The organism is Sporichthya sp. (assembly GCF_013815995.1).
Taxonomy (GTDB): Bacteria; Actinomycetota; Actinomycetes; order Sporichthyales; family Sporichthyaceae; genus Sporichthya.
Genome location: NZ_JACDFE010000029.1, coordinates 1 through 21,151, shown reverse-complemented (window position 1 = coordinate 21,151; position 21,151 = coordinate 1). Strand labels below are relative to the sequence as shown.

At 70.6% G+C, this 21,151-nt stretch carries 20 protein-coding genes, 1 tRNA gene and 1 pseudogene; 12 read left to right on the top strand and 10 right to left on the bottom strand.

Annotation, left to right across the window (positions count from 1 at the left end; translation table 11 throughout):
* The first annotated feature begins 110 nt into the window (after positions 1–110).
* Together H0X00_RS05515 and H0X00_RS05510 are read left to right on the top strand one after the other, a co-directional pair.
* On the top strand, positions 111–317 hold the full coding sequence (locus H0X00_RS05515; protein WP_293767816.1) for a hypothetical protein: 207 nt from the start codon (positions 111–113) through the stop codon (positions 315–317).
* Positions 314–898 carry a nucleotidyl transferase AbiEii/AbiGii toxin family protein gene (locus H0X00_RS05510; RefSeq protein ID WP_293767814.1) on the top strand — a complete coding sequence of 195 codons (585 nt, stop codon included), beginning with the start codon at positions 314–316 and terminating at the stop codon, positions 896–898. Before H0X00_RS05515 ends, H0X00_RS05510 begins: the two co-directional genes overlap by 4 nt.
* Before the next feature lie 34 nt (positions 899–932).
* Here H0X00_RS05510 and H0X00_RS05505 read toward each other — a convergent pair whose 3' ends face one another.
* Genes H0X00_RS05505 through H0X00_RS05490 form a run of 4 tightly spaced genes read right to left on the bottom strand, consistent with a single transcriptional unit; the run spans position 933 to position 4,217 of the window.
* Complete coding sequence (locus H0X00_RS05505) at positions 933–1,397, bottom strand: hypothetical protein (protein ID WP_293767811.1); 465 nt, start codon at positions 1,395–1,397, stop codon at positions 933–935.
* A gap of 30 nt (positions 1,398–1,427) precedes the next feature.
* A complete protein-coding gene (locus H0X00_RS05500; RefSeq protein WP_293767809.1) occupies positions 1,428–2,063 on the bottom strand; it encodes an NUDIX hydrolase N-terminal domain-containing protein in 636 nt (211 codons plus the stop codon).
* Complete coding sequence (locus H0X00_RS05495; protein WP_293767807.1) at positions 2,060–3,238, bottom strand: bifunctional RNase H/acid phosphatase; 1,179 nt, start codon at positions 3,236–3,238, stop codon at positions 2,060–2,062. Before H0X00_RS05495 ends, H0X00_RS05500 begins: the two co-directional genes overlap by 4 nt.
* A gap of 4 nt (positions 3,239–3,242) precedes the next feature.
* Complete coding sequence (locus H0X00_RS05490) at positions 3,243–4,217, bottom strand: C4-type zinc ribbon domain-containing protein (protein WP_293767805.1); 975 nt, start codon at positions 4,215–4,217, stop codon at positions 3,243–3,245.
* Between the two features lie 242 nt (positions 4,218–4,459).
* Between H0X00_RS05490 and H0X00_RS05485 the strand changes: the two genes are divergently transcribed.
* Both H0X00_RS05485 and H0X00_RS05480 read left to right on the top strand, forming a co-directional pair.
* Entirely contained in the window at positions 4,460–5,116 is a 657-nt protein-coding gene (locus H0X00_RS05485) for a peroxiredoxin-like family protein (RefSeq protein ID WP_293767803.1), read from the top strand.
* A gap of 57 nt (positions 5,117–5,173) precedes the next feature.
* Positions 5,174–5,962 carry a class I SAM-dependent methyltransferase gene (locus H0X00_RS05480; protein WP_293767801.1) on the top strand — a complete coding sequence of 263 codons (789 nt, stop codon included), beginning with the start codon at positions 5,174–5,176 and terminating at the stop codon, positions 5,960–5,962.
* Positions 5,963–5,974: 12 nt separating this feature from the next.
* Here the strand turns inward: H0X00_RS05480 and H0X00_RS05475 are convergent, their stop codons facing one another.
* Both H0X00_RS05475 and H0X00_RS05470 read right to left on the bottom strand, forming a co-directional pair.
* Entirely contained in the window at positions 5,975–7,108 is a 1,134-nt protein-coding gene (locus H0X00_RS05475; RefSeq protein ID WP_293767799.1) for a Nif3-like dinuclear metal center hexameric protein, read from the bottom strand.
* Between the two features lie 29 nt (positions 7,109–7,137).
* Positions 7,138–7,356 carry a hypothetical protein gene (locus H0X00_RS05470; RefSeq protein WP_293767797.1) on the bottom strand — a complete coding sequence of 73 codons (219 nt, stop codon included), beginning with the start codon at positions 7,354–7,356 and terminating at the stop codon, positions 7,138–7,140.
* A gap of 68 nt (positions 7,357–7,424) precedes the next feature.
* Here H0X00_RS05470 and H0X00_RS05465 point away from each other — a divergent pair, with 68 nt between their 5' ends.
* Positions 7,425–8,474: an MBL fold metallo-hydrolase gene (locus H0X00_RS05465; protein WP_293767795.1), complete on the top strand. Its 1,050-nt coding sequence runs from the start codon at positions 7,425–7,427 to the stop codon at positions 8,472–8,474.
* A 43-nt stretch (positions 8,475–8,517) separates the two neighbouring features.
* Here the strand turns inward: H0X00_RS05465 and H0X00_RS05460 are convergent, their stop codons facing one another.
* A complete protein-coding gene (locus H0X00_RS05460) occupies positions 8,518–9,387 on the bottom strand; it encodes a hypothetical protein (protein ID WP_293767793.1) in 870 nt (289 codons plus the stop codon).
* Positions 9,388–9,561: 174 nt separating this feature from the next.
* Positions 9,562–9,897, bottom strand: coding sequence for a YnfA family protein (locus tag H0X00_RS05455; RefSeq protein ID WP_293767791.1), 336 nt, complete (start codon positions 9,895–9,897; stop codon positions 9,562–9,564).
* Positions 9,898–10,066: 169 nt separating this feature from the next.
* Here H0X00_RS05455 and H0X00_RS05450 point away from each other — a divergent pair, with 169 nt between their 5' ends.
* Positions 10,067–11,758, top strand: a complete 1,692-nt coding sequence (locus tag H0X00_RS05450) for an HNH endonuclease signature motif containing protein (RefSeq protein WP_293767789.1) — start codon at positions 10,067–10,069, stop codon at positions 11,756–11,758.
* Between the two features lie 33 nt (positions 11,759–11,791).
* Here H0X00_RS05450 and aceE read toward each other — a convergent pair whose 3' ends face one another.
* The gene (gene aceE, locus H0X00_RS05445) at positions 11,792–14,545 is read right to left on the bottom strand and encodes a pyruvate dehydrogenase (acetyl-transferring), homodimeric type (protein WP_293767787.1); all 2,754 of its coding nucleotides are present in this window, start codon (positions 14,543–14,545) and stop codon (positions 11,792–11,794) included.
* 198 nt (positions 14,546–14,743) lie between these two features.
* On the opposite strand from aceE, the gene H0X00_RS05440 reads away from it, so the two are divergent.
* The 5 genes from H0X00_RS05440 (at position 14,744) to H0X00_RS05420 (ending at position 19,618) form a co-directional block, all read left to right on the top strand.
* Positions 14,744–15,202 (top strand): DUF3052 domain-containing protein, encoded by a 459-nt coding sequence (locus tag H0X00_RS05440; protein WP_293767784.1) that lies wholly within the window; start codon positions 14,744–14,746, stop codon positions 15,200–15,202.
* 517 nt (positions 15,203–15,719) lie between these two features.
* Positions 15,720–17,501, top strand: a complete 1,782-nt coding sequence (locus H0X00_RS05435) for a heparinase II/III family protein (RefSeq protein ID WP_293767781.1) — start codon at positions 15,720–15,722, stop codon at positions 17,499–17,501.
* 14 nt (positions 17,502–17,515) lie between these two features.
* Positions 17,516–17,989 (top strand): peroxiredoxin, encoded by a 474-nt coding sequence (locus H0X00_RS05430; RefSeq protein WP_293767779.1) that lies wholly within the window; start codon positions 17,516–17,518, stop codon positions 17,987–17,989.
* 19 nt (positions 17,990–18,008) lie between these two features.
* Positions 18,009–18,080, top strand: a tRNA-Val gene (locus H0X00_RS05425).
* A gap of 167 nt (positions 18,081–18,247) precedes the next feature.
* A complete protein-coding gene (locus H0X00_RS05420) occupies positions 18,248–19,618 on the top strand; it encodes a glycoside hydrolase domain-containing protein (RefSeq protein WP_293767777.1) in 1,371 nt (456 codons plus the stop codon).
* A 19-nt stretch (positions 19,619–19,637) separates the two neighbouring features.
* Here the strand turns inward: H0X00_RS05420 and H0X00_RS05415 are convergent, their stop codons facing one another.
* Positions 19,638–20,690, bottom strand: coding sequence for a PHP domain-containing protein (locus H0X00_RS05415; RefSeq protein ID WP_293767775.1), 1,053 nt, complete (start codon positions 20,688–20,690; stop codon positions 19,638–19,640).
* 193 nt (positions 20,691–20,883) lie between these two features.
* Here H0X00_RS05415 and H0X00_RS05410 point away from each other — a divergent pair.
* A pseudogene (locus H0X00_RS05410) lies at positions 20,884–21,151 on the top strand (ACP S-malonyltransferase); the annotation flags it as partial.

The window sequence follows — 21,151 nt, the reverse complement described above, 5'->3', positions numbered from 1 at the left end:
GTCTGGCTCCTCAGGTCGCTTCACTTGCTCTCCTACCCCTAGGACCGCGAGAGCTACCCGAACTCATCGGTGCCCCGGGTTTGTCCTTGGTCCAGCCTAGAATCGCGGGCGTGCAGGCGGAGACCCCCGGGGACCGGATCCGGATCGCGCTGGACCTCTACGAGGTCGGCGAGAAGATGCTGCGCGCACGCCTGCGCCGGGAGCGCCCCGACATCAGCCAGAGCGAGCTCGACCAGGCGATCGTCGCGTGGCTGCGCCGGCGTCCTGGGGCAGAGTTCGGTGACATGCCTGGGCGACCTAGCTCCCGACCGCTGTGAACGTCGTCGAGGCCGCCCTGACCCGCGTGACCTCGGACCTGAGAAGCGTCGCGGCCGAGTTCGCCTTGGTGGGCGGGTTTGGGGTCTCCGCTCACACCGAGCCCCGGTTCACCCGCGACGTCGACCTCGTCGTCGCGGTCAGCTCGGACGACGAGGCCGAGTCCCTCGTGCACGCCCTCACCGGGCGCGGCTACGAGATCGTGACCTTGATCGAGCAGTACGGCGTGGGCCGACTGGGCACAGCGCGACTCACCCCGCCGGGGCTCAGCGGCGTAGTGGTCGATCTCCTCTTCGCCGTCAGCGGAGTAGAGCCCGAGATCGTGGCCGCGGCGAGGGTGGCGCAGATCATGCCCGGTCTCACCGTCCCCGTCGCCGGCGTCGGCCACCTGATCGCGATGAAGTTGCTGTCTCGGGCTTCCGATCGCCCCCACGACGACGCCGACCTGGACGCCCTCCGCGCCGTGGCCACCGAGTCCGATCGCGACGTCGCACGCGCCGCGGCCACCCAGATCTCCACCCGCGGGTTCAACCGGGACCGTGACCTGGTGGCCCTGACCGATGCCTTCCTGGCCGCACCGTAGGCAGTGCACGACGGTTCTGGCGGCCGGCGCCGGTTCAGGGATCGCAGTAGGGCTCGTACGACCTCACGATGTGCCGCGGGACGAACGCGAGTAGACAGCCCTGCGAGAAGCCCCATCTGCCCTCCGGCCAGATCAACGTCCTTGGCCAGCGATACCTCGGCAGCCGACCCCAACGCGGCTGCGCCTCACCGCGCAGCGCAGCACGGACGATCTGCCGGAGGGACTCCAACTCCGCCGCATCGGAAACGGTGAAGTCGACAGACGTAGCGACGCCGTTCCCCTCTTCGAAGAACAGGTCGGCACCCCACGCCCGAAGGACGAGACCGACCGCCAAGGCGCCGGGGCTCGCGACCGGTTGCAGCAGGAGCTGCCTGTCCCCGTGGGTTTCGTCGTCAACGACCAGACGCGCCCGGCCATCGCGGATCCAGGGCTCCGCGATCTCCTCGACCGCGCAGTGGACGTCCGGGCCGGTAATCCCACCGGAACGATCGCGCGGCACCCCCTCACGCTCCTCTCCGGCGTGCGGACGTCACTCGAAGAGCGCGGGCAGGGTGGGGTCGGCGCGGTGCGCGAAGGCGGCGGCGATGACGCGGTCCGGGGTGCGGCGGTGTGAGAGCGGGGGCAGGTCGTCGCGGGAGTAGAAGCCGACGCCGTCGGTCTCATGGTCGCCGCCGGCCTCACCGCCGCTGATGTGGCCGGAGAACACGATTTTGTAGGCGCTGAAGGGCGAGCCGGGGTCGTGCGCGTCGAAGACCCCGATCAGGTGGGTGAGCCGGCACTGGTAACCGGACTCCTCCAGCACCTCGCGCTCCGCGGACGACGCAGGCGAATCCCCGACGTCGGCCCAACCGCCGGGCAGGGACCAGCGGCCATCGGCGACCTCGCGGACCAGGAGCAGCCGGCCCTGATCGTCGAAGACCGCGGCCCGGACGTCGACCTTCGGCGTCACGTAGCCCTCGCCCGGGTGGTAGAGCTCGGGCACCTCCACCTCGGGCCGGGCCCACAACTCGGCGAGCATCGCCTTCGAGATCGCGGCCAGTTCGGTGTAGCGGCGGGTCTCGTACGGGTTGGACGCGAAGGTCGAGCCGATCCGGGCCATCGCGTCGAGCTTGCGGGCCCAGCGCAGCCAGGGCGAATCGGGGATGTCGGGGAACTCGTCGGTCATGAGCCGTCCACCCGCGCCCACTCGCCGAGGTAGGACGTCTCATTGAACGCGTGCATCGCGCTGTTGCCGTCGGCGTACCAACGCACCGTGCACAACGACGCGGGCGCGAGCTGCAACCGGTGGATCGTCGAGATCGGGGCGCCGAGCGCTTCCCGGACCAGCATCTTGATCGAGCCCACGTGCGCGACGATCAGCACGTTCTTGCCGACGTGGGCGGACAGGATCCGGAGCTGCGCCTCGGCGACGCGGGCGGCCAACTGGACCATGCTCTCCCCGCCGGGCGGGGCCATCTCCGGGGTGCCGAGCCATTGCGAGAGGGCCACCCCCGCCTGCGCCGAGGCCTCGGCGAAGGTCAGCCCGTCCCAGTCGCCGAAGTCGCACTCGCGCAGGTCCTCGTCGATGAGGACCTCGAGGCCGAGGACGTCGGCGACCGCCTGGGCGGTCTGGCGGGCCCGGGTCAGGGGCGAGGCGACGATGACGTCGGTGCCACCGAGGGAGGCGATGTGGTCGGCCGCGGCCCGGGCCTGGCCCTGGCCGCGTTCGGACAGCGGCGGGTCGAACCGGGTGCCGGAGAACCGCTTCTCGATGGTGTGCGGGGTCTCGCCGTGACGCAGCAGCCGCAGCGTGGTGACGTGGCCGAGGTCGGTGGCCCAGCCGATGATCTTCGGCGGCGGGCCGGTCTCCAGCGCCACCTCCTTGGACAGCGGCTGCGCGGAGATCACGCGGATCTCGCCGGTCTGTTCGGCAGCCGGCGGCGCGCCGTCCAGCGCGCCGTCCAGCGCGCCGTTGGCGAGTCGGTCGGCGTGGGAGTTCTCCGCCCGCGGGATCCAGGTCCAGCGGACCTCGACCTGCGCCGGGATCAGCGCCCGGGCCCTGCTCGCCAGCGGCTTGAGGTTCTCGTGCTTGACCCCCCACCGCCCGGCCATCTGCTCGATGACGAGCTTGGAGTCCATCCGCACCTCGACCTGGGCGGTCGGGTCCAGCCCGTAGGCGGCTTCCAGGGCGGCGATCAGCCCGGAGTACTCGGCGACGTTGTTGGTGGTGACCCCGAGAGTGGCGGCGCGTTCGGCGAGCACCTCGCCGGTCTCGGCGTCCCGCACCACCGCCCCGTAGGACGCCGGGCCCGGGTTGCCCCGGGCGGCCCCGTCCGCCTCGACGACCAGCCTGCGACCCATCGGCTCACAGCCCCGAGTCGGCGACGCGGATCAGGATCCGCCGGCATTCCTCGCAGCGCACGACCTCGTCGTCAGGCGTGGCCCGCAGCCGGTTCAGGTCGGTGGTGGACAGCTCCATGTGACAGCCCTCGCACCGCCCGCGGCGCAGCGCGGCCGCGCCCACCCCGTCGCTGCCGGCCCGGACCTTCTCGTAGAGCGTGACCATCTCGCCGGCCAGCCCACCGGCCAGCGTGGCGCGCTCGCCGGTCAAGGTCGCGGTTTCGGCGTCGATCTCGGTGGTTGCCGCCGCCAGCGCGGCGGTGGTGGAGGCCAGGTCGGAGGCGATCTGATCGCGTTCGGCGGTCAGCTCGGCGATCCGGGCCTGCGCGGACTCCCGGCGCTCCATGATCTCCAGCACCGTGTCCTCGAGATCGCCCTGGCGCTTGGCCAGGCTCGCGATCTCGTGCTGCAGGCTCTCCAGTTCCTTGGGCGAGGACACCTGTCCGGCGTCCAGGCGCTTCTGGTCCCGCTCGGCGCGTTGGCGGACCTGGTCGACGTCCGCCTCCGCCTTGACCTGCTCCCGCCCGATGTCGGAATCCTCGGTCTCGGCGGCCACCAGCAGGTCGCGCACCTGGTCCCGGCGGGCGTTCAGCTCCGCGATCGTGGCGGTCTCGGGCAGGGTCCGGCGACGGTGCGCCAGCTGGTCGATGCGGCTGTCGAACGCCTGCAGATCGAGCAGCCGCCATTGGTCCGCGAGCGCGACGTTCAGCGGTCCTCCTCGGGTAGGGGCCCACCGTATCCGCGGCCGGACGGCTCGGCTGGCGCGGGCACGCTCCACGACGGAGGCGACGTGGTCGATCACGGTGTCCAGCGCGATCTCCAGCGGCTCGGTGCTGCGCGCGACCTGGGTCAACACCAACCCGCCCTGCACGGCGGCGAGGATCGCCATCGCCAGCCGATCCGGGTCGGTGTCCGCCGGTAGCTCCCCGCGCTCATGCATCTGGTGCAGGCCGCCGGCGATCCCGTCCGCCCAGCGGCGGTAGGCCGCTTCCAGGTCGACGCGGGCCCGCAGGCCCTCGGCGCTGACCAGGGCGCGCTTGTCGGCGAAGTTAGGGATAGAGCTGGGACGCTCTGATTCCGGCCGCGGCCCGCACGTCGTCGGTGCTGGTGCCGGCCAGGCCGCGCTCGCAGTGGAGCGCGGACACCAATTGGAGTGATTACTCCATAATTGAGGGGACCCCGATGACCACCTCCATGACCGAGCGCGTCGCCGCCTTCGAGGCCAAGGCGGCCGCCGAATTCCCCGCCGACGCGTTGGCCGTCTTCGGCGGGGAGCGTGTGTTCCAGGGCGCCAAGTGCCCGCTCGACGTGCCCGCCCCCGGCACCCCGATGCCGGACGGCGAGCTGCTCGACGCGCACGGCAACCCGACCACGCTCGCGGCGGCCCGGGCGGGCAAGCCGGCCGTCGTCGTGTTCTACCGGGGCGCCTGGTGCCCGTACTGCAACCTCACGTTGCGCGCCTATCAGGAGGACCTGTTGGCCGAGCTCACCGCGCGCGGAGTCGGCCTGGTCGCGATCAGCCCGCAGAAACCCGACGGCGCCCTGAGCGCCCAGGAGACCAACCAGCTGTCCTATGCGGTGCTCTCCGATCCGGGCAACCAGATCGCCGGCGCGCTCGGCATCCTCACCGAGACCGGCGAGGCGGCCGTCGCCGTGGCGGCGCAGCTCGGCCTGGTCGTCGCGGACACCAACGCCGACGGAACGGCAGCCATCCCGATGCCGACCGTGGTGATGCTCGACGCCGCCGGCGCGATCCAGTGGATCGATGTGCACCCCGACTACGGGACCCGCACCGAGCCGACCGAGATCCTCAAGCACGTCGCCGATCTCACTGGATGACCCGTCGTGGAGGTGGGAGTGTGGGGCCGATCCACCGCCTATCCCGAGGAGGTCGTCGTGGCATTCGAAGAGCTCAAGGCGCGACAGAGCGTGATGTGGGCAAACGGCCCGTACCAGAACGTCACCGAGACATTGACCGACCTGCAGGACCTGACGGTCGGGCGCTTGGGCGCTGCGCCAGGCGTGCACTGGCTGGACCTCGCCTGCGGCACCGGCGCCGTGGCGGAACGCGCCGCCTCGGCCGGCGCCGAGGTGGTCGGGATCGACCTCTCCCCCGGCCTGATCGAGACCGCGCAGGAGCGGGCCAAACAGCTCGGGCTGAACATCGACTACCGGGTCGGCGACTGCGAGAACCTCGAGGTCGGGGACGGCGCGTTCGACGTCGTGTCCTCGACCTGCGGGGTGATGTTCGCGCCCGACCACGAGGCGACCGCGCGCGAGCTCGCTCGCGTGGTCAAGCCGGGCGGGAAGCTCGGGCTCGCGAACTGGACCCCCGCAGGCGGGCTCGGTGACATGTTCCGGGTGATGGCACCGTTCCAGCCGGCGCCGCCGCCGAGCAGTCCCTTTGACTGGGGCAAGCCCGACCGCGTCCGTGAGTTGCTCGGCGACGCGTACGACCTGGAGATCGTCGAGGAGATCTCGATCGCCCGCTCGGAGTCGGCCGAGGCCTACTGGGACCTGTTCTCCTCCAGCTACGGCCCGACGAAGACCCTGGCCGAGAATCTGGGCGAGCGCCGGGCCGAACTGCGGCAGGCCTGGGTCGACATGTTCAACGAGAAGTACGCGGTCGACGGTGGCATCGTCCACACCCGGGAGTACCTGCTGATCCTCGGCACCCGAAAGTGAACTGACGACACGTCAGACGCGCAGCGTCCAGGGGTCGGTGACAAGCTCGGAGACGCGGGTCTGCACGCGGGCCTTGCCCGTGGTCAGGCCCGCCTCCAGCTCCTCGGCGGCCCGCTCCAGCCAGGGCCACTCGGTGGCCCAGTGCGCGACGTCCACCAGCGCCGGTCCCCCAGCGGCCTCACGAGCTTCCGAGGCGGGGTGGTGGCGCAGGTCGGCGGTGACGTAGACGTCGGCGCCGATCGCCCGGACGCTGCCGAGCAGCGAGTCCCCGGCCCCGCCGCAGACCGCGATCTTGCGCACCAGCCGGGTCGGCTCCCCCGCCACCCGGATCCCCCCGGCGGTGGCGGGCAGGCCCTTGACCACCCGCTGCACGAAGACCGAGAGCGGCTCCGCCTCGTCGAGCACACTGACGCGACCGGTCCCGCGCGGACCGACCTCGCCGGCCACCTCGATCACGTCGAAGGCCGGCGTCTCGTACGGGTGCGCTGCCCGTAGCGCCGCGACCACCGCGTCCCGGCGGTCGCGGGACATCACCATCTCCAGCCGGGTCTCGGCGACCGACGCGACCTCGCCGACCTGTCCGATGGTCGGGTTCGCGCCGTCCAGCGGCCGGAACGTGCCGGTGCCCTCGACGGTGAACGCGCAGCGGTCGTAGTCGCCGATCGCGCCGGCGCCCGCGATGGCCAGTGCGTCGAGCACCCGCTCGGCGTCGACCTGCGGGACGAAGGTGACCAGTTTGTCCATCGGATCGCACGGGCGGGGGTCGATCGGCTTGCCCGGCGGCAACCCGAGCGCGTCGGCGAGAGCGTCGGAGACGCCGCCGGTAGCGCAGTCGGCGTTGGTGTGCGCGACCAGCAGGCCGCAGCCGCCGGTGATCAGACGGTGCACCAGGCGGCCCTTGTCACTGGTCGCCGGGACGCCGTGCACCGGGCGCAGGAACAGCGGGTGGTGGGTCACCAGCAGGTCGGCACCCCAGGCCAGCGCTTCGTCGACGACGTCGGCGACCGGGTCGATGGCGAACAACACCTTGGTGACCGACGCGTCCGGGTCACCGCAGACCAACCCGACCGCGTCCCAGGACTCGGCCCAGCGGGGGTCGTAGCGGTCGTCGAGGACCTTGACCACGTCACGCAAGGCAGCAGGCACGCCCGGAGGCTACCCGCCGCCGCCTTCGTTCAGCGGGTGGCCGCGCTGCCGGTCTCGGCGGAGGTCCCGGCCGGCTCTGAGCGATCGGACATCGTCGCGGCGAGCATGAATCCGCTCATCAGCACCATCAGGACCAGCCAGTTGCCCATCTGGAGCCCGATCGTCACCGGGTCGGCACCCGCGGTCAGGTGCAGCCGCGACGGCGGCGCAACGGCCGCCTCGAAGGTGGGCGCCAGAGTGAGGGACATGGGAGTCAGACGCGGGCGCGGGCAGCCCGGTTCCAGTTCGGGACAAAGCGCGTGATTACGTACGAAGCGTGACAGCCCAACCGTACGGTCATGGCGCCTGGACCGAGCCCGGCGCCTTCGAGGTCGCCCCGGACGTGCACCGCATCCCCCTCCCGTTGCCCAACGACGGCCTGCGCGCGGTGAACGTCTACGTCCTGCCCGCGGGTCCGTCGCCGTCCGACGGCTGCGTTCTCATCGACTCCGGCTGGGCGCTGGCCGAAGCCCGCGCACTACTGGAAGAGTCACTCGGCTCGATCGGCTACGGGCTGGACGACGTCAAGCAGTTCCTGGTCACGCACATGCACCGTGACCACTACACGCTCGGAATCGAGCTGCAGCGCCTCTTCGGGTCGAAGGTCGCGCTGGGGCTCGGCGAGCAGCCGAACATTGAGCGCGTGATCGGCAACAACGACGCGGTGCTGCTGCGGTTGCTTCCCACCTGGGGCGCACCGCACCTGTCCGCCATCTGGGCGACCTCCTACGCCCCCGAGGAGCGCGCGCTGGCGGCGCAGTCCTACCAGCTGCCCGACGCCTGGATCACCGACGGGCAGCAACTGGAGGCCGGCAAGCGGACGCTGACCGCCATCGAGACCCCCGGCCACACGCGCGGACACATGGTGTTCGTCGACGCCGACGCTTCGGTGATGTTCACCGGCGACCACGTGCTGCCCCACATCACGCCCTCGATCGGGCTGGAGCCGGAGCGGCAGCGCAGCCCGCTGACCGCGTACCTGTCGTCGCTGCGCCTGCTGCTCAGCCACGCCGATGCCCTCATGCTCCCGGCCCACGGCACCCCCGGCGGCAGCGTCCACGTCCGGGTGAACGAGCTGCTCGACTTCCACGACGTCCGGCTCGCTCAGACCCTCGCCGCGGTCGAGGCCGGCGCCGGAACCCCCTACGAGGCGGCCCGGGCGATCCCCTGGACCCGGCGCAACACCGCGTTCGACGACCTCACCGACTACAACCAGATCCTCGCCGTCGGCGAGACCTGGGCCCACCTGGTCACGCTGGCCGAGCGCAGCCAGATCGTGGAGTCGGCCGACGGCGAGGCCCTGCTCACCTACGAACTCCCCTCCTAAGCCTAGCCGTCCCTCCCGGCGGGCTGCCCCGGCTCCCAGACGTTCACTTGCCCAGGTCGGCAGGGGCCGCGCCCTGGCCGCCGGGGGTGTAGCTGACCAGGACTGAACGGCCGAAGGCGCCATCGGTGTGCATGCTGAGCAGCGGGCCGATCCCGAGGGCGTAGAACTTCAGTTCCTGGACCTTCGGCTCGGTCGGTACCAGGTCGCGGGTCATCAGGATGTCCTTAGTGAAGTAGCCGAAGGGGACCTCCACCTGCTCCTCGCCGACGGTGACGATCGCGCCCCTGTCCTCGGCCTCGCCCTTGTAGTACTCCTGGCGGTAGGACATCCCCGGCGTGGGGTTGGCGGGCAACGCGATCCCGGCCTGTGCGCCGTCGACGCCCGCCTCGAAGGAGCCGGCGTGGTCGACGACCTTGCCGTCCTCGTAGTTGGTGACGTACTCGCCGAGGTACCAGATGTTTCCCGCCTTGTCCTGGGCGAACCAGTCGTCGGTGATCTCGACCGGCACGCCGTCCTCGGTGACCGTGTCGCGGACGACCCGCGCCACGACCCCGTTGGCGATCCTCTTGGTCTCCTGCAGGACCTCGATGACGATGTCCTCCTTTGTTCCCGCACTGTCGGTCTCGGCGTAGACCCACCGGCTCCCCGGGCTCATCGGCCAGTACGGGTTGTCGATGTCGGTGGTGAAATCGGCCGGATCCAGGTCGACGGGCTCGCTGCCCTGCGGCAGCGTGCCGCTTTGGGTCGGCGGACTCGGCGTCGGTGCCGTCGGAGCCGCGGCGGCGACTGCCGCTTGGGACTGAGCGTCGTTCGCGGCGCCGCATGCGCTGAGGGGAACGGCGACGGCGCCTGCGAGCAGCAAGCCGGCGAACCGCCGCTGAGGCAGAGTCAGGTAGATCTCGCGCAGGGTCATGAGGTTCCTCCGAGATGGTCTGGATGGATGTCCAGACCATCTCTCCCCGGTCCTGAAGCCGTGCTGAATGGACCTGGCGAGCGCGCCGATGCCGAGCGTTGTTTACTGGCGTCAGGGAGATCGCGCGCTATAGCGCGCGATGTCGCTGACGCAGTGGAATTTCTCGGTCGTGGACTACGCAGGCCGGGGTGCGTACATGATCACGGCGACGCCGATCAGACAGATGGCGGCTCCGGTCCAGTCGTAGCGATCGGGCCGGAAGTTGTCGACGGCCATCGCCCAGGCCAGGGAACCGGCGACGAACACTCCCCCGTACGCGGCGAGGATCCGGCCGAAGTTGGGGTCGGGCTGCAACGTCGCGACGAAGCCGTAGGCACCGAGCGCGACTACGCCGGCGCCGGCCCACAACACGCCCTTGTCCTCGCGCACGCCCTGCCAGATCAGCCAGGCGCCGCCGATCTCGGCGAGAGCGGCGAGCAGGAACAACGGGATCGAGCGCAGGGTGTCCACGGCCCGAGCGTAGGCGGGCAGACCGAAGGAGGCGTGCGGTGCCCGGCCGCGCGCCGCACGACGGCGCGGGAAAGGACATGACTAACCATCAGATGCCCTATATCTAGGGCATTTCGCGTGCGGTTACACCAGATCTTGATTGTCGGTGGCAGGTCGTAGCGTCGGAGATGTGGAGGGGTTGCGGGAGCTGACCGGCCGTGAGGTCGTCGAGGTGCTGCGCGAGCTGTACGCCGACCAGGCACGCATGCACGCGGCCCTGCTGGAAGCGGTCTGGGAGACCGTCCTCTGCGGCGAGGCGGACTCCACCCGACGGATGACCGACCCGGACGAGTGGTCCGCCGACGAGGTTCGCGCGGCGCTGGGGCTGACCCGCCCGGCCGCCACGAGACTGGTGTCCGAGGCGCACGACACCTGCCACCGACTGCCCGATCTGCACGAGGCGATGGCCGCCGGCCGGCTGGACCCAGCGCGGGCCCGGGTGATCGCGGACTGGGTGACCGAGCTCTCCGTCGCCCACGCGCAGCAAGTGGTGGCGGCGGTGCTGCCGAAGTGCGAGCTCGGGGGGCAGACATGCCTCACCACCGGTCAGCTCACCGAGGAGATCAAGACCCTCGCGGTGGCGCTGGACCCGGAGTGGGCCCGGCGGCGCTACGAGGGCTCACTGCAGGACCGCAAGGTCGTCGGGTCCCGTACCGCGGACGGGACAGCGAAGCTCTCCGGGCTGAACCTCGCACCCGAGCGGGTCGCCGCAGCAGTCGCCCGCCTCGATGGGCTGGCCAAAGCCGCGAAGCGGGCCGGGGACAAGCGGCCGATCGACCAGCTGCGCGCGGACCTGTTCTGCGGCATGACCGACGGCACCTATCGCGGCCTGAACGACGACCAGATCCTCGCTGCGCTCTTGGCCAGCCGACCCGACGCCGGCAACGACGCCGGCAACGACGCCGCTGAGCGAGGCAAGCCAGCGCCTGCGCCAGCACCCGCATCTGAGCCTGAGCCTGAGCCCGCACCGGAGTCTTCGTGGGCCGGGGTCCACCTCAAGGTCCGCCTCACCACGCTGCTGGGCCTGGACCGGTATCCCGCCGAGATGGCCGGCTGGGGAACCTGCCATGCCGAGCTCGCTCGCCAGCTCGTCGACCAGCTCGGCGCCGCGCAGTGGCACTACACCTTCACGTGCCCCGACGGGTTCCTCGTGCGTACCGGGCTCACGACCGCCCGGCCCACCGGGGTACGCAAGCGCCAAGCCTCGTGCCAGGCCGTGATCGAGATTGTCGTGCCCGCCGGGCTCCTGCCGAAGCTTCTCGAAGCCAATCTCGACCCCTCCTGGGGGCCAGTGCTCAACGACCTCTACGAGCACCTGACCGAGCCGAAGACCCAGCGGTTACTCGACCCCGGCCGCCGTGTGCCCGGCGCGGCGTTGCGTCGTGAGGTCGTCGCTGCCCTCCGCACCTGCGTCGGCTCCGGGTGCCGCGCTCCCGCCCGCACCGGCGACATCGACCACCGCCACGACCACGCCAAGGGCGGGCAGACGGTCGGGGCGAACCTGAACCCCGTGTGCCGTCACGACCATCGGGTGAAGAGCGAGGCCGGCTGGCAGCTACGCCGGATCGGGGACACCTTCGAGTGGACCACCCGCCTCGGACACGTCTACCTCACCCCAGTCCAGCCGGTCCTGCCCGACCTCCCCGCCCAGCACCCGAGCGAGCCCGAAGACGACCTACCGGTCAACCCCGACCGCGACCGCCTCGGCGAGCCCTGGCAACGCTCCACCGCCTGGGACGAGACCCGGCACCGACGAGCCGAGCCGGAGCCGCAGCAACCTCGGCCCCGGCCACACCCGGACGACGACCCACCGCCCTTCTGACCCGGGCGGCGGGGCGTCCCGGCGCGCCGCGACTCAGGTGTTGCCGCCGGCCTCCTCGGCTGTGGTGGCGGTGACGTCGGTGAGGCGATAGGCGTCGAGGGCCTTGCGCACGGTCTCCTGCTCGATCTCGCCGCGGTGGGCGAGCTCGGCCAGGGTGCGGACGACGATCGACTGGGCGTCCACGCCGAAGTGGCGACGCAGGGCGGCGCGGGTGTCCGAGCGACCGAAGCCGTCGGTGCCGAGGGAGGTGTAGTCCCCGGACACCCAGCGGGAGATCTGGTCCGGCACCGCCTTCATCCAGTCGCTGACCGCGACCACCGGACCGGGGGCACCGGCCAGCATCTTGGTCACGTGCGGTACGCGGGCCTCGGCCTCGGGGTGCAGCAGGTTGTGCGCGTCGCACTCCATGGCGTCGCGGCGCAGTTCGGTCCACGAGGTCGCGGACCAGACATCGGCGGCCACGCCCCACTCGTCCTGGAGAAGGGCAGCCGCGTTGAGCGCCCAGACCATCGCCGGGCCGGAGGCGAGCAGCTGCGCGCGGGGCGCACCGTTCGGCGCCGACGGAGCGGACTGGTAGCGGTAGAGCCCCCGTAGCAACGCGTCGACGTCCAGGCCGGCCGGCTGGGCCGGCTGAATGTACGGCTCGTTGTACATCGTCAGGTAGAAGAAGACATCTTCGCCGTGCGGGTGCGACACCGTGGAGCCGTACATCCGCTTGAGCCCGGACTGCACGATGTGGCCGATCTCGTAACCGAACGCCGGGTCGTAGGAGACGCAGGCCGGGTTGGTCGAGGCGAGCAACATCGAGTGCCCGTCCTCGTGCTGCAGCCCCTCGCCATTCAGCGTGGTGCGGCCCGCGGTGGCCCCGCACATGAAGCCGCGGCCGAGCTGGTCGGCCAGCGCCCAGACAGCGTCGCCGGTGCGCTGGAAACCGAACATCGAGTAGAAGATGTAGACCGGGATCATCGGCTCGCCGTGGGTGGCGTACGCCGTGCTGGCCGCGGTCAGCGAGCCCATCGCACCGGCCTCGCTGATGCCCTCGTGCAGGATCTGACCCTGCTTCGATTCCTTGTAGGACAGCAGCAGTTCACGGTCCACGGCGTCGTAGGTCTGCCCGTGCGGGGAGTAGATCTTCGCGCTCGGGAAGATCGAGTCCAGGCCGAACGTGCGGGCCTCGTCCGGGATGATCGGCACGAAGCGGTTGCCGATCTCTGGGTCCTTGATCAGGTCGCGGAACAGCCGCACGAAGGCCATCGTGGTGGCCACCGGCTGCTTGCCGGAGCCCTTCTCCAGTTGGGTGAACACGGCCGCGCCGGGCAGCTTGATCGGCCGCGGCTTGACCACCCGGTTGGGCAGGAAACCGCCGAGCGCCCGGCGGCGCTCGATCAGGTACGCGATCTCGTCCGAGTTCTCGCCCGGGTGGTAATACGGCGGCAGGTCCGCCTCCAGGGCCGCGTCGGAGATCGGCAGGTGCAGCCGGTCGCGGAACTCCTTGAGGTCGGCCTTGGTCAGCTTCTTCATCTGGTGCGTGGAGTTGCGCGCTTCGAAGCTCTTCAGCGTCCAGCCCTTGATGGTGTGGGCCAGGATTACCGTCGGCTGCCCGACGTGCTCGCGGGCGGCCTTGAAGGCGGCGTAGACCTTGCGGTAGTCGTGGCCGCCGCGGGAGAGCTTGGTGAGCTGGTCGTCGCTCATCTCCTGGACCATCTTGCGCAGCCGGTTGTCCCGACCGAAGAAGCTCTCCCTGATGTAGGCGCCGTCCTCGGTCGTGTACGTCTGGAACTGTCCGTCCGGGGTGGTGTTCATCGCGTTCACCAGCACACCGTCGACGTCCCGCGCGAGCAACGGGTCCCAGTCCCGTCCCCAGACCACCTTGATGACGTTCCAGCCGGCGCCGCGGAAGTACGCCTCGAGTTCCTGGATGATCTTGCCGTTGCCGCGCACCGGGCCGTCGAGGCGCTGCAGGTTGCAGTTCACGACGAAGGTGAGGTTGTCCAGCTCTTCGCGGGAGGCCAGGCCGATCGCGCCGAGCGACTCCGGCTCATCCATCTCGCCGTCGCCGAGGAAGGCCCAGACCTGCGAGCGCGAGGTGTCCTTGATCTGACGGTTCAACAGATACCGGTTGAACCGGGCCTGGTAGATCGCGTTCAGCGGGCCCAGGCCCATCGAGACGGTGGGGAACTCCCAGAAGTCCGGCATCAGCCGCGGGTGGGGGTAGGACGGCAGGCCGCCGACCGGGCTGGTGAGCTCCTGGCGGAACCCGTCGAGCTGGTCGGCCGAGAGCCGCCCCTCGAGGAACCCGCGGGCGTAGATGCCGGGCGAGGCGTGGCCCTGGATGAAGATCTGGTCCCCGGACTCACCGCCGGCCTTGCCGCGGAAGAAGTGGTTGAAGCCGATGTCGTAGAGCGAGGCGGCGGAGGCGTAGGTGGCGATGTGCCCGCCGACGCCGATGCCGGGCCGGTTCGCGCGGGAGACCATCACCGCGGCGTTCCAGCGAATGAACGCGCGGATCCGGCGCTCGATGTCCTCGTCGCCGGGGAACCACGGCTCGTTCTCGGTCGAGATGGTGTTGATGTAGTCGGTGCTGCGCAGGCCGGGGACGCCCACCTGGCGTTCCCGGGCGCGCTCCAGCAGCCGCAGCATGAGGTACCGGGCGCGGGCCTGGCCGCCGCCGTCGATGACTGCGTCCAGAGACTGCAGCCACTCCTTCGTCTCCTCGGGATCGACGTCGGGGAGCTGGGTGGGCAGCCCGTCGCTGATCACGGAGAACCGTTCGCGTCCTGAGGTCACAGGGCAGGTCCTGTTCTTTCGAGTTACCCCGGTTGTGCCGGGCCTTGACCCCCATCGTTGTCCTGGCGACCCCTCTGATGCACTCCTACCCCGGGGTAGTGCTGGTGAGCTGTGTCTCTACCCCGAGGGCAGACGCGCGGCCCGGGTACTTGCGTGCGGGGCCTCTGACCGGATGGACTACCCGACAACCACCCCGACATGGGACACACGAGGAACTGGAGACTGGAGTTGGGCGCCAGCGCCGAGGGCGCAGCCGCGATCAACACGCGGCTCGGATTCACCTCGGGACAGGTCGTCCAGGAGCTCGGCTACGACGACGACGTCGACTTCGATCTGCGCGACGCGATCGGGGACGTCACCGGCAGCGAACTCGTGGACGAGGACTTCGAGGAGACCGTCGACGCCGTCCTGCTCTGGTGGCGCGAGGACGACGGCGACCTGGTCGACGCCCTGGTCGATTCCCTCGCCTCCTTGGCCGACGGCGGTGTCGTCTGGCTGATGACGCCCAAACAGGGCCGGCCCGGGCACGTCGAGCCCTCGGACATCGGCGAGGCCGCCCCGACCGCGGGCCTGTCCCAGACCAGCAGCATCAGCGCCGCGCCGGCCTGGTCCGGCACCCGCCTGGTGGCCCCCAAGGCCGCCCGCGGCAAGCGCTGACCTTCCCTTCCCACCGCGCTGACCTGCAGCTGAGTCCTGCCCGGCCACGCCGGTTGAGCTCTGCCCTGGGCCAAAACGGTCGAATCCGGTGCGCATTCGGGTGAACCTGTTCTTCACCTCTGGGCAATCGAGTACCAGTTCGTCACTCTGATCACTACTTGTCTGCCTGGTTACTTCCGTCACAGGCGTCGTGCGAGGTCAGGGAGATACGGGGATGGGTCGGCTCGGGTTCGGGCGACGTGGAACACCCCGCACAGCCAGGACCGGATCCGGGTCACCGTCGGCAAGGCGACCCGGGTCTACGACTCCGCTCGACGCGGCGCGATGTCGGCGCGCTGCCTCAGGCCAGATATCGGGTCGAACCGGCACAGAGCCGCGCCGCATTCGGGTGAACCGGGACGAGAACCCTGGGAATTCGCGTAACGGTTCGTCACTCTGACCAAGATCCACTCGCACACCTCGCTACTTTCTGTAGGCGGGGCTCTGCTCATTGCCGGGCGACATGGGGGGGCTTTGGATGCGTCGGCTCGGGGTGGCTCTGGCGACGGCGGCGACGCTGGCCGCAGGAACGGTGGTGGGGATCTCCCCGCCGGCCGTCGCGGCGTCCGTCGCGCTCGGCGGGTGTGGTTGGCAGCCCACGTTGGCCCGCATGAACAACCCGACGAGCATCCGCGACGGCGTCCTGCGCCTGAGCGGCTACGCCCCGGTGGCCATCAACCTGACCGGCGACATCAACTGGTCCACCGACCCCTACCAGGACCCGACCTGGCGCCTGTGGTTCCACTCGCTGAAGTGGATGGAGTCCCTCGTGGTCTCCGGCGACCCCGACGATCTCGCGCTGGCGCGGCAGATCGTCACCGACTTCGTCGCGGACAATCCCGACCCGGGCAGCGACGGCGGCGCCTGGGTGGACCACGCGACCTCGTTCCGCACGTCCCTGTTCGTCTGCATGTGGCACAAGGGCACCGGGCCGGCATTCCGGGCGTGGCTGGAGCCGATCCTGCGGGCACACGCCCAGGTCGTGCTGAACCGCTACGTCGGCGCGTGGAACCACGGCACCATGCAGAGCCTGGCCCTGCTCGCGGCCGGCTGCACCCTGGACGAGGCCACCTGGCAGAACGTCGCGGCCTCCCGCCTGCAGAACGAACTCGTTCAGGGCATCGACTCCCAGGGCGCGATCCTGGAGCAGGCCCCCGGGTACGCCTCGTTCATCCAGGGCCTGCACCGTGACGCCGCCGCGCACCTGGCGGCCTGCGACATGCCGGTTCCGGCCGGCGTGTACGACCGGGTCGAGCTCGTCGACACCTACGCCGCGCAGGCCACCCGTCCGGACGGCACGTTCATCGAGATCGGCGACACCTGGCCGGAGCGTCCGGGCGTCGGGATGGGCCCGAACAGCCGTTGGGTGGTGACCCGCGGCGCCCAGGGCACGATGCCCGCGGACCTGGTCAAGGTCTACAACGCCGGTTACGTCTTCGCCCGGGACTCCTGGACCGCCCCGACCCAGCAGTACTCGCTGCGCTTCGGGCCCGGCCGCTACACCCACGGCCACAACGACCATCTGTCGATCACCTATTGGGCCAAGGGCCGCGACGTGCTCGTCGACCCCGGCTACGACGGGTACGCCGACCGCCCGTTCCGGACCTGGTCGCGCTCGCTGCAGGCGCACAACGTGCCGATCCCGAATGGGGCCAAGTACAACGCCGACGCCCCGACCGCGCTGGTCGCCAGGTCGGCGGGCAAGGGCGCCCGCTCCTGGCAGCTGCGCGACCGGGCCTTCGCCGGCGCCGAGCGGCACCGCTCGGTCCTGGTCGACGACCAGCAGAAGCTGATGCTGGTGCGCGACGACGTCACCGCCGACCGCGCGCGCAATCTGCAGATCCTCTGGCACCTGGACCCGTCCTGGAGCAAGGAACGGGTCGTCAACAACGGGCGCAACACCACCGCGACGTTCCTGTCCGCCAACGGCCGCTACCGGACCTCGATCATCCAGCTCGCCGCGCCCGGCACGACGATCGCGTCGTCGGCGACCAGCGTGGTCAAGGGCCGCCGATCCCCGACCTACCAGGGCTACGTCTCCCGCCACCGCGGTGACCGGACCCCGAGCTGGGTGCTGGAGGTGCGGCGCGGCGCGGCCAAGAAGCAGAGCGTGATCACCCTGATCGTCGTCACCCGGGTCGGTGAGAAGGTCCGGGCCGCGTGGAACAAGCCGAAGGGCAAGAACCGGGTCCGGGTCACCGTCGGCACCACCACCAAGGTCTACGACTCCACCCGACGCGGCGGACTGTCGGCGCGCTGACGTAGGTTGGCCCGGTGGCGATCGAGATCGGCGAGAAGGCTCCGGAGTTCGGCCTCCGCGACCAGCACAACGTCGTCATCGGGCTGGCCGAGCAGCGCCCCAAGGCCGTGCTCCTGGTCTTCTTCCCGCTGGCCTTCACCGGTGTCTGCGCCGGCGAGCTGGCCCTGATCCAGGCCGACCTCGACCTGCTCCAGAACGACCGCATCCAGGTCCTCGGCGTCTCCGTCGACTCCCCCTACACCCAGCGGGTCTTCGCCGACCGGGACGGGATGAAGTTCCCGCTGCTCTCGGACTTCTGGCCGCATGGCGCGGTCGCGCAGCAGTACGGCATTTTCGACGACAACGCCGGGGTGGCCAACCGGGCGTCGTTCCTGATCGACGGCGAAGGGATCGTGCGGTGGCGGATCCTCAGCGACATCGGGCACGCCCGGGACCACGAGCAGTACCACCTGGCGATCACGGAGCTGGCGGCTCGAACTGCCGGATAGCCTGGCGCCCAGCAGTCCCGGGCGTATAGCTCAGCGGTAGAGCCCCGCGCTTACAACGCGGTGGTCACAGGTTCGATCCCTGTTGCGCCCACTTCGCCCAGCTGTCCGAACCGAAAGGCGTGTCACGCCTTTTGGTTCGTGCCTTCGGAACGCACACCGGCGCGAAACACCCTGAGTAACACCAGTCACATCGATCACTTTCATCCCTCTGGCCTCTACGCTGGCGACGTCCCGCCGTACAGCGAGAGGTCTCATCCCATGCCCCGCCACCAGCGGGTCGTCCGCACCGCCGCCGCGACCCGGCGGGACCGGTCGGTGACCGTGCTCGCCGCGCTGCTGCTGGCAGCGATGGCGCTGGCGGCGATCCTGGTGGGGCCGAAGGCCGAGGCCGACCAGGCGCGGCCCCTCATGCCACTGACGCCGACGGGCAGCAGTACCGATGTCGCCGCCCCGACCGATGGGCCGCTCTATCCGCTCGCGGCCGCCGCCACCCGCTACCGCGGCCTGGCCTTCGACACCTGCACCGCGCCGTCCCGCGCCGCGATGCAGGCCTGGCAGTCCTCGCCGTACCAGGCCGTCGGCATCTACCTCAGCGGCCGCAACCGGGCCTGCACCCAGCCGGAGCTCACCGCGGCCTGGGTCAAGGACGTCACCGAGATGGGCTGGAAGCTGCTGCCGATCAACATGGGCTCGCAGGCGCCCTGCCGGGACAACAAGCGCAAGGTCCCGATGAAGGCCAAGACCGCCGCGGCCACCGGCACCGCGGAGGCCGCGGTGGCGGTGCTCGCGGCCAAGAACCTCGGCCTGCTGCCCGGCACCCCCATCTACGCCGACGTCGAGCCCTACGACGCCGCCCGCACCAAGTGTGTCCGTGCGGTCGCGGTGTACCTGAGCGCCTGGACCCGCGAGCTGCACCGGCAGGGCTACCTGTCCGGCATGTACGGCACGCTCGGCTCGGGCCTGATCGACGCCACCAAGCGGTACGCCTCCACCACCTACGCCCGTCCAGACGCGGTGTGGTTCGCCCGCTGGGATCGGTCCCCGTCCCTGAAGGGCTGGGCCAACATCCCGGACAACCGCTGGTCGAAGTGGCAGCGGGTCAAGCAGTACCGCGGGGACCACCGCGAGACCCACGGTGGCGTGAAGATGCTCATCGACTCCGACTCGGTCGACGCCCCCGTCGCGACCGTGGCCCGGACCTACCCGGTCACCAGCGCGGCGACGCTGAACGCCCGCCGCTCTCCGAACAGCTCGGCCGAGGCCGTGGGGGCGGCCGAGCCGGGCACCGAGGTTTCCGTCGTCTGCCAGGTCAACGGCTCGGACGAGGCGGGCTCGACGGTGTGGAACAAGCTCGTCGACGGCAGCTACGTCTCCGACGCCTACGTCGGGGCCGGGGCGCGCAAGCCGGTCCCGCCCTGCCACTACCCGGTCCAGGTTCTGACCTCGGGTGGCGCGTTCACCCGGACCGGACCGGCGACCACGGAGCCCACCGCGGCCAAGCTGCCGCTGGGCGCCCTGGCCTGGATCACCTGCACCGACCCCGCCGGCGGATGGGTGCAGCTGCACAACGGCCTGTACATGTCGACCAAGGACCTGGCCGCTTTCAGCGCCCCGCTGCAGAACTGCTGACGCCCCTTCCCCACTCCTATCAGTGGCGGGCGGTCCAGGCCAGCAGCGTGTCGAGGTCCCAGGTGTTCACGATCTGATCCGGCGTCAGTTCCATCTCGGTCGCCCGCACGCAGCCGTGCGGCTGCCAGTCCAGCTGCCCCGCCGCGTGCGCGTCGGAGTCGATGGAGAAGTGGCATCCGGCCTCGATGGCCAGCGCGATCAGTCGCTTCGGCGGGTCGAGCCGTTCCGGGCGTGAGTTGATCTCGACCGCGACGCCGAAGCGGGCGCAGGCCGCGAACACCAGCTCGGCGTCGAACTGCGACTCCGGCCGACCGCCGGAGCCGCCGCGCTTGCCGTCCGGGTCGCGTTTCACGATCCGCCCCGTGCAGTGCCCGAGGACGTCGACGTTCGGGTTGGCCACGGCGTGCACCATCCGGCGGGTCATCTGCTCGGCGTCCATCTTGAGCTTGGAGTGCACGCTGGCCACCACGACATCGAGACGGGCCAGCAGCTCGGCGTCCTGATCCAGGGAACCGTCGTCGAGGATGTCGACCTCGATGCCGGTGAGCAGCCGGAACGGGGCGAGGCGCTCGTTGATCTCGGCGACCACGTCGAGCTGGCGCATCAGCCGTTCCGGCTTGAGCCCGTTGGCCACGGTGAGGCGCGGCGAGTGGTCGGTCAGCACCATGTACTGATGCCCGATCACATCAGCGGCCGTGCGCGCCATCTCCTCGATCGGACTCCCGCCGTCGGACCAGTCCGAGTGGGTGTGCAGGTCGCCCTTGAGCGCGCCCCGGATCGCCTCCCCGCCCGGGGCGACGGAGGCCGGTGACTCGGCGGCCAGCTTGCGCAGGTAGGCCGGGATCTCGCCCGCCATCGACTCCTCCACCACCGTCGCGGTGGTGTCCCCGATGCCCTTGAGCTCCTTCAACGAACCGGCGTCGACCCGGACCTCGAGTTCGCCCTCGGGCAGGGCCGCGAGCGTGGCGGCGGCATGGCGGAAGGCCTTGACCCGGTGCGTAGGGGCGTGCGAGCGCTCGAGCAGGAACGCGATCGAGTCCAGGTCCGCGAGGGGCTCCCGTGCGTCACTCACCCCCCGATCATGCCGCTCTGGATCGGCCTGATCGCCACCGCCGGCCTGACCTCGGACGGTCACCCCTGACCGCCCGACGAATGTCACAGCCCCGTACGCGGGCCTCGGGTCGTAGAACGTGTACAAAGGGCCGAACGGCGTGTTGGCCCTGTGAGCAGCGCGCTTTCCCGCTCGAACAGCGCAAGGTGGAGCCATGCTGGCGATCGTCGCGCCCGGCCAGGGGGCCCAGACCCCCGGCTTCCTGGAACCGTGGCTGGAGCTCCCGGCCTTCGCCTCCCGGCTGGCCGCCTGGTCCCAGGTGGCCGGTATCGACCTGATCGAGCTCGGTACCCAGGGCGACGCCGAGGCGATCAAGGACACCGCGGTCGCGCAGCCGCTGCTGGTCGCGGCCGGCCTGGGCGCGCTGGGTGAACTGCTCGGCACCGCCAAGGACGAGGACCCGACCGCGCCCGGCGCCGGCC

Bases quoted from the DNA above. Each gene is read 5' to 3' on its own strand.
- H0X00_RS05420 (WP_293767777.1), top strand. From the start codon at position 18,248: ATGCCCCGCCACCAGCGGGTCGTCCGCACCGCCGCCGCGACCCGGCGG.
- H0X00_RS05485 (WP_293767803.1), top strand. From the start codon at position 4,460: ATGACCACCTCCATGACCGAGCGCGTCGCCGCCTTCGAGGCCAAGGCG.
- H0X00_RS05470 (WP_293767797.1), bottom strand. From the start codon at position 7,356: ATGTCCCTCACTCTGGCGCCCACCTTCGAGGCGGCCGTTGCGCCGCCG.
- H0X00_RS05440 (WP_293767784.1), top strand. From the start codon at position 14,744: ATGGGACACACGAGGAACTGGAGACTGGAGTTGGGCGCCAGCGCCGAG.
- H0X00_RS05500 (WP_293767809.1), bottom strand. From the start codon at position 2,063: ATGACCGACGAGTTCCCCGACATCCCCGATTCGCCCTGGCTGCGCTGG.
- H0X00_RS05435 (WP_293767781.1), top strand. From the start codon at position 15,720: ATGCGTCGGCTCGGGGTGGCTCTGGCGACGGCGGCGACGCTGGCCGCA.
- H0X00_RS05490 (WP_293767805.1), bottom strand. From the start codon at position 4,217: ATGCATGAGCGCGGGGAGCTACCGGCGGACACCGACCCGGATCGGCTG.
- H0X00_RS05495 (WP_293767807.1), bottom strand. From the start codon at position 3,238: ATGGGTCGCAGGCTGGTCGTCGAGGCGGACGGGGCCGCCCGGGGCAAC.
- H0X00_RS05460 (WP_293767793.1), bottom strand. From the start codon at position 9,387: ATGACCCTGCGCGAGATCTACCTGACTCTGCCTCAGCGGCGGTTCGCC.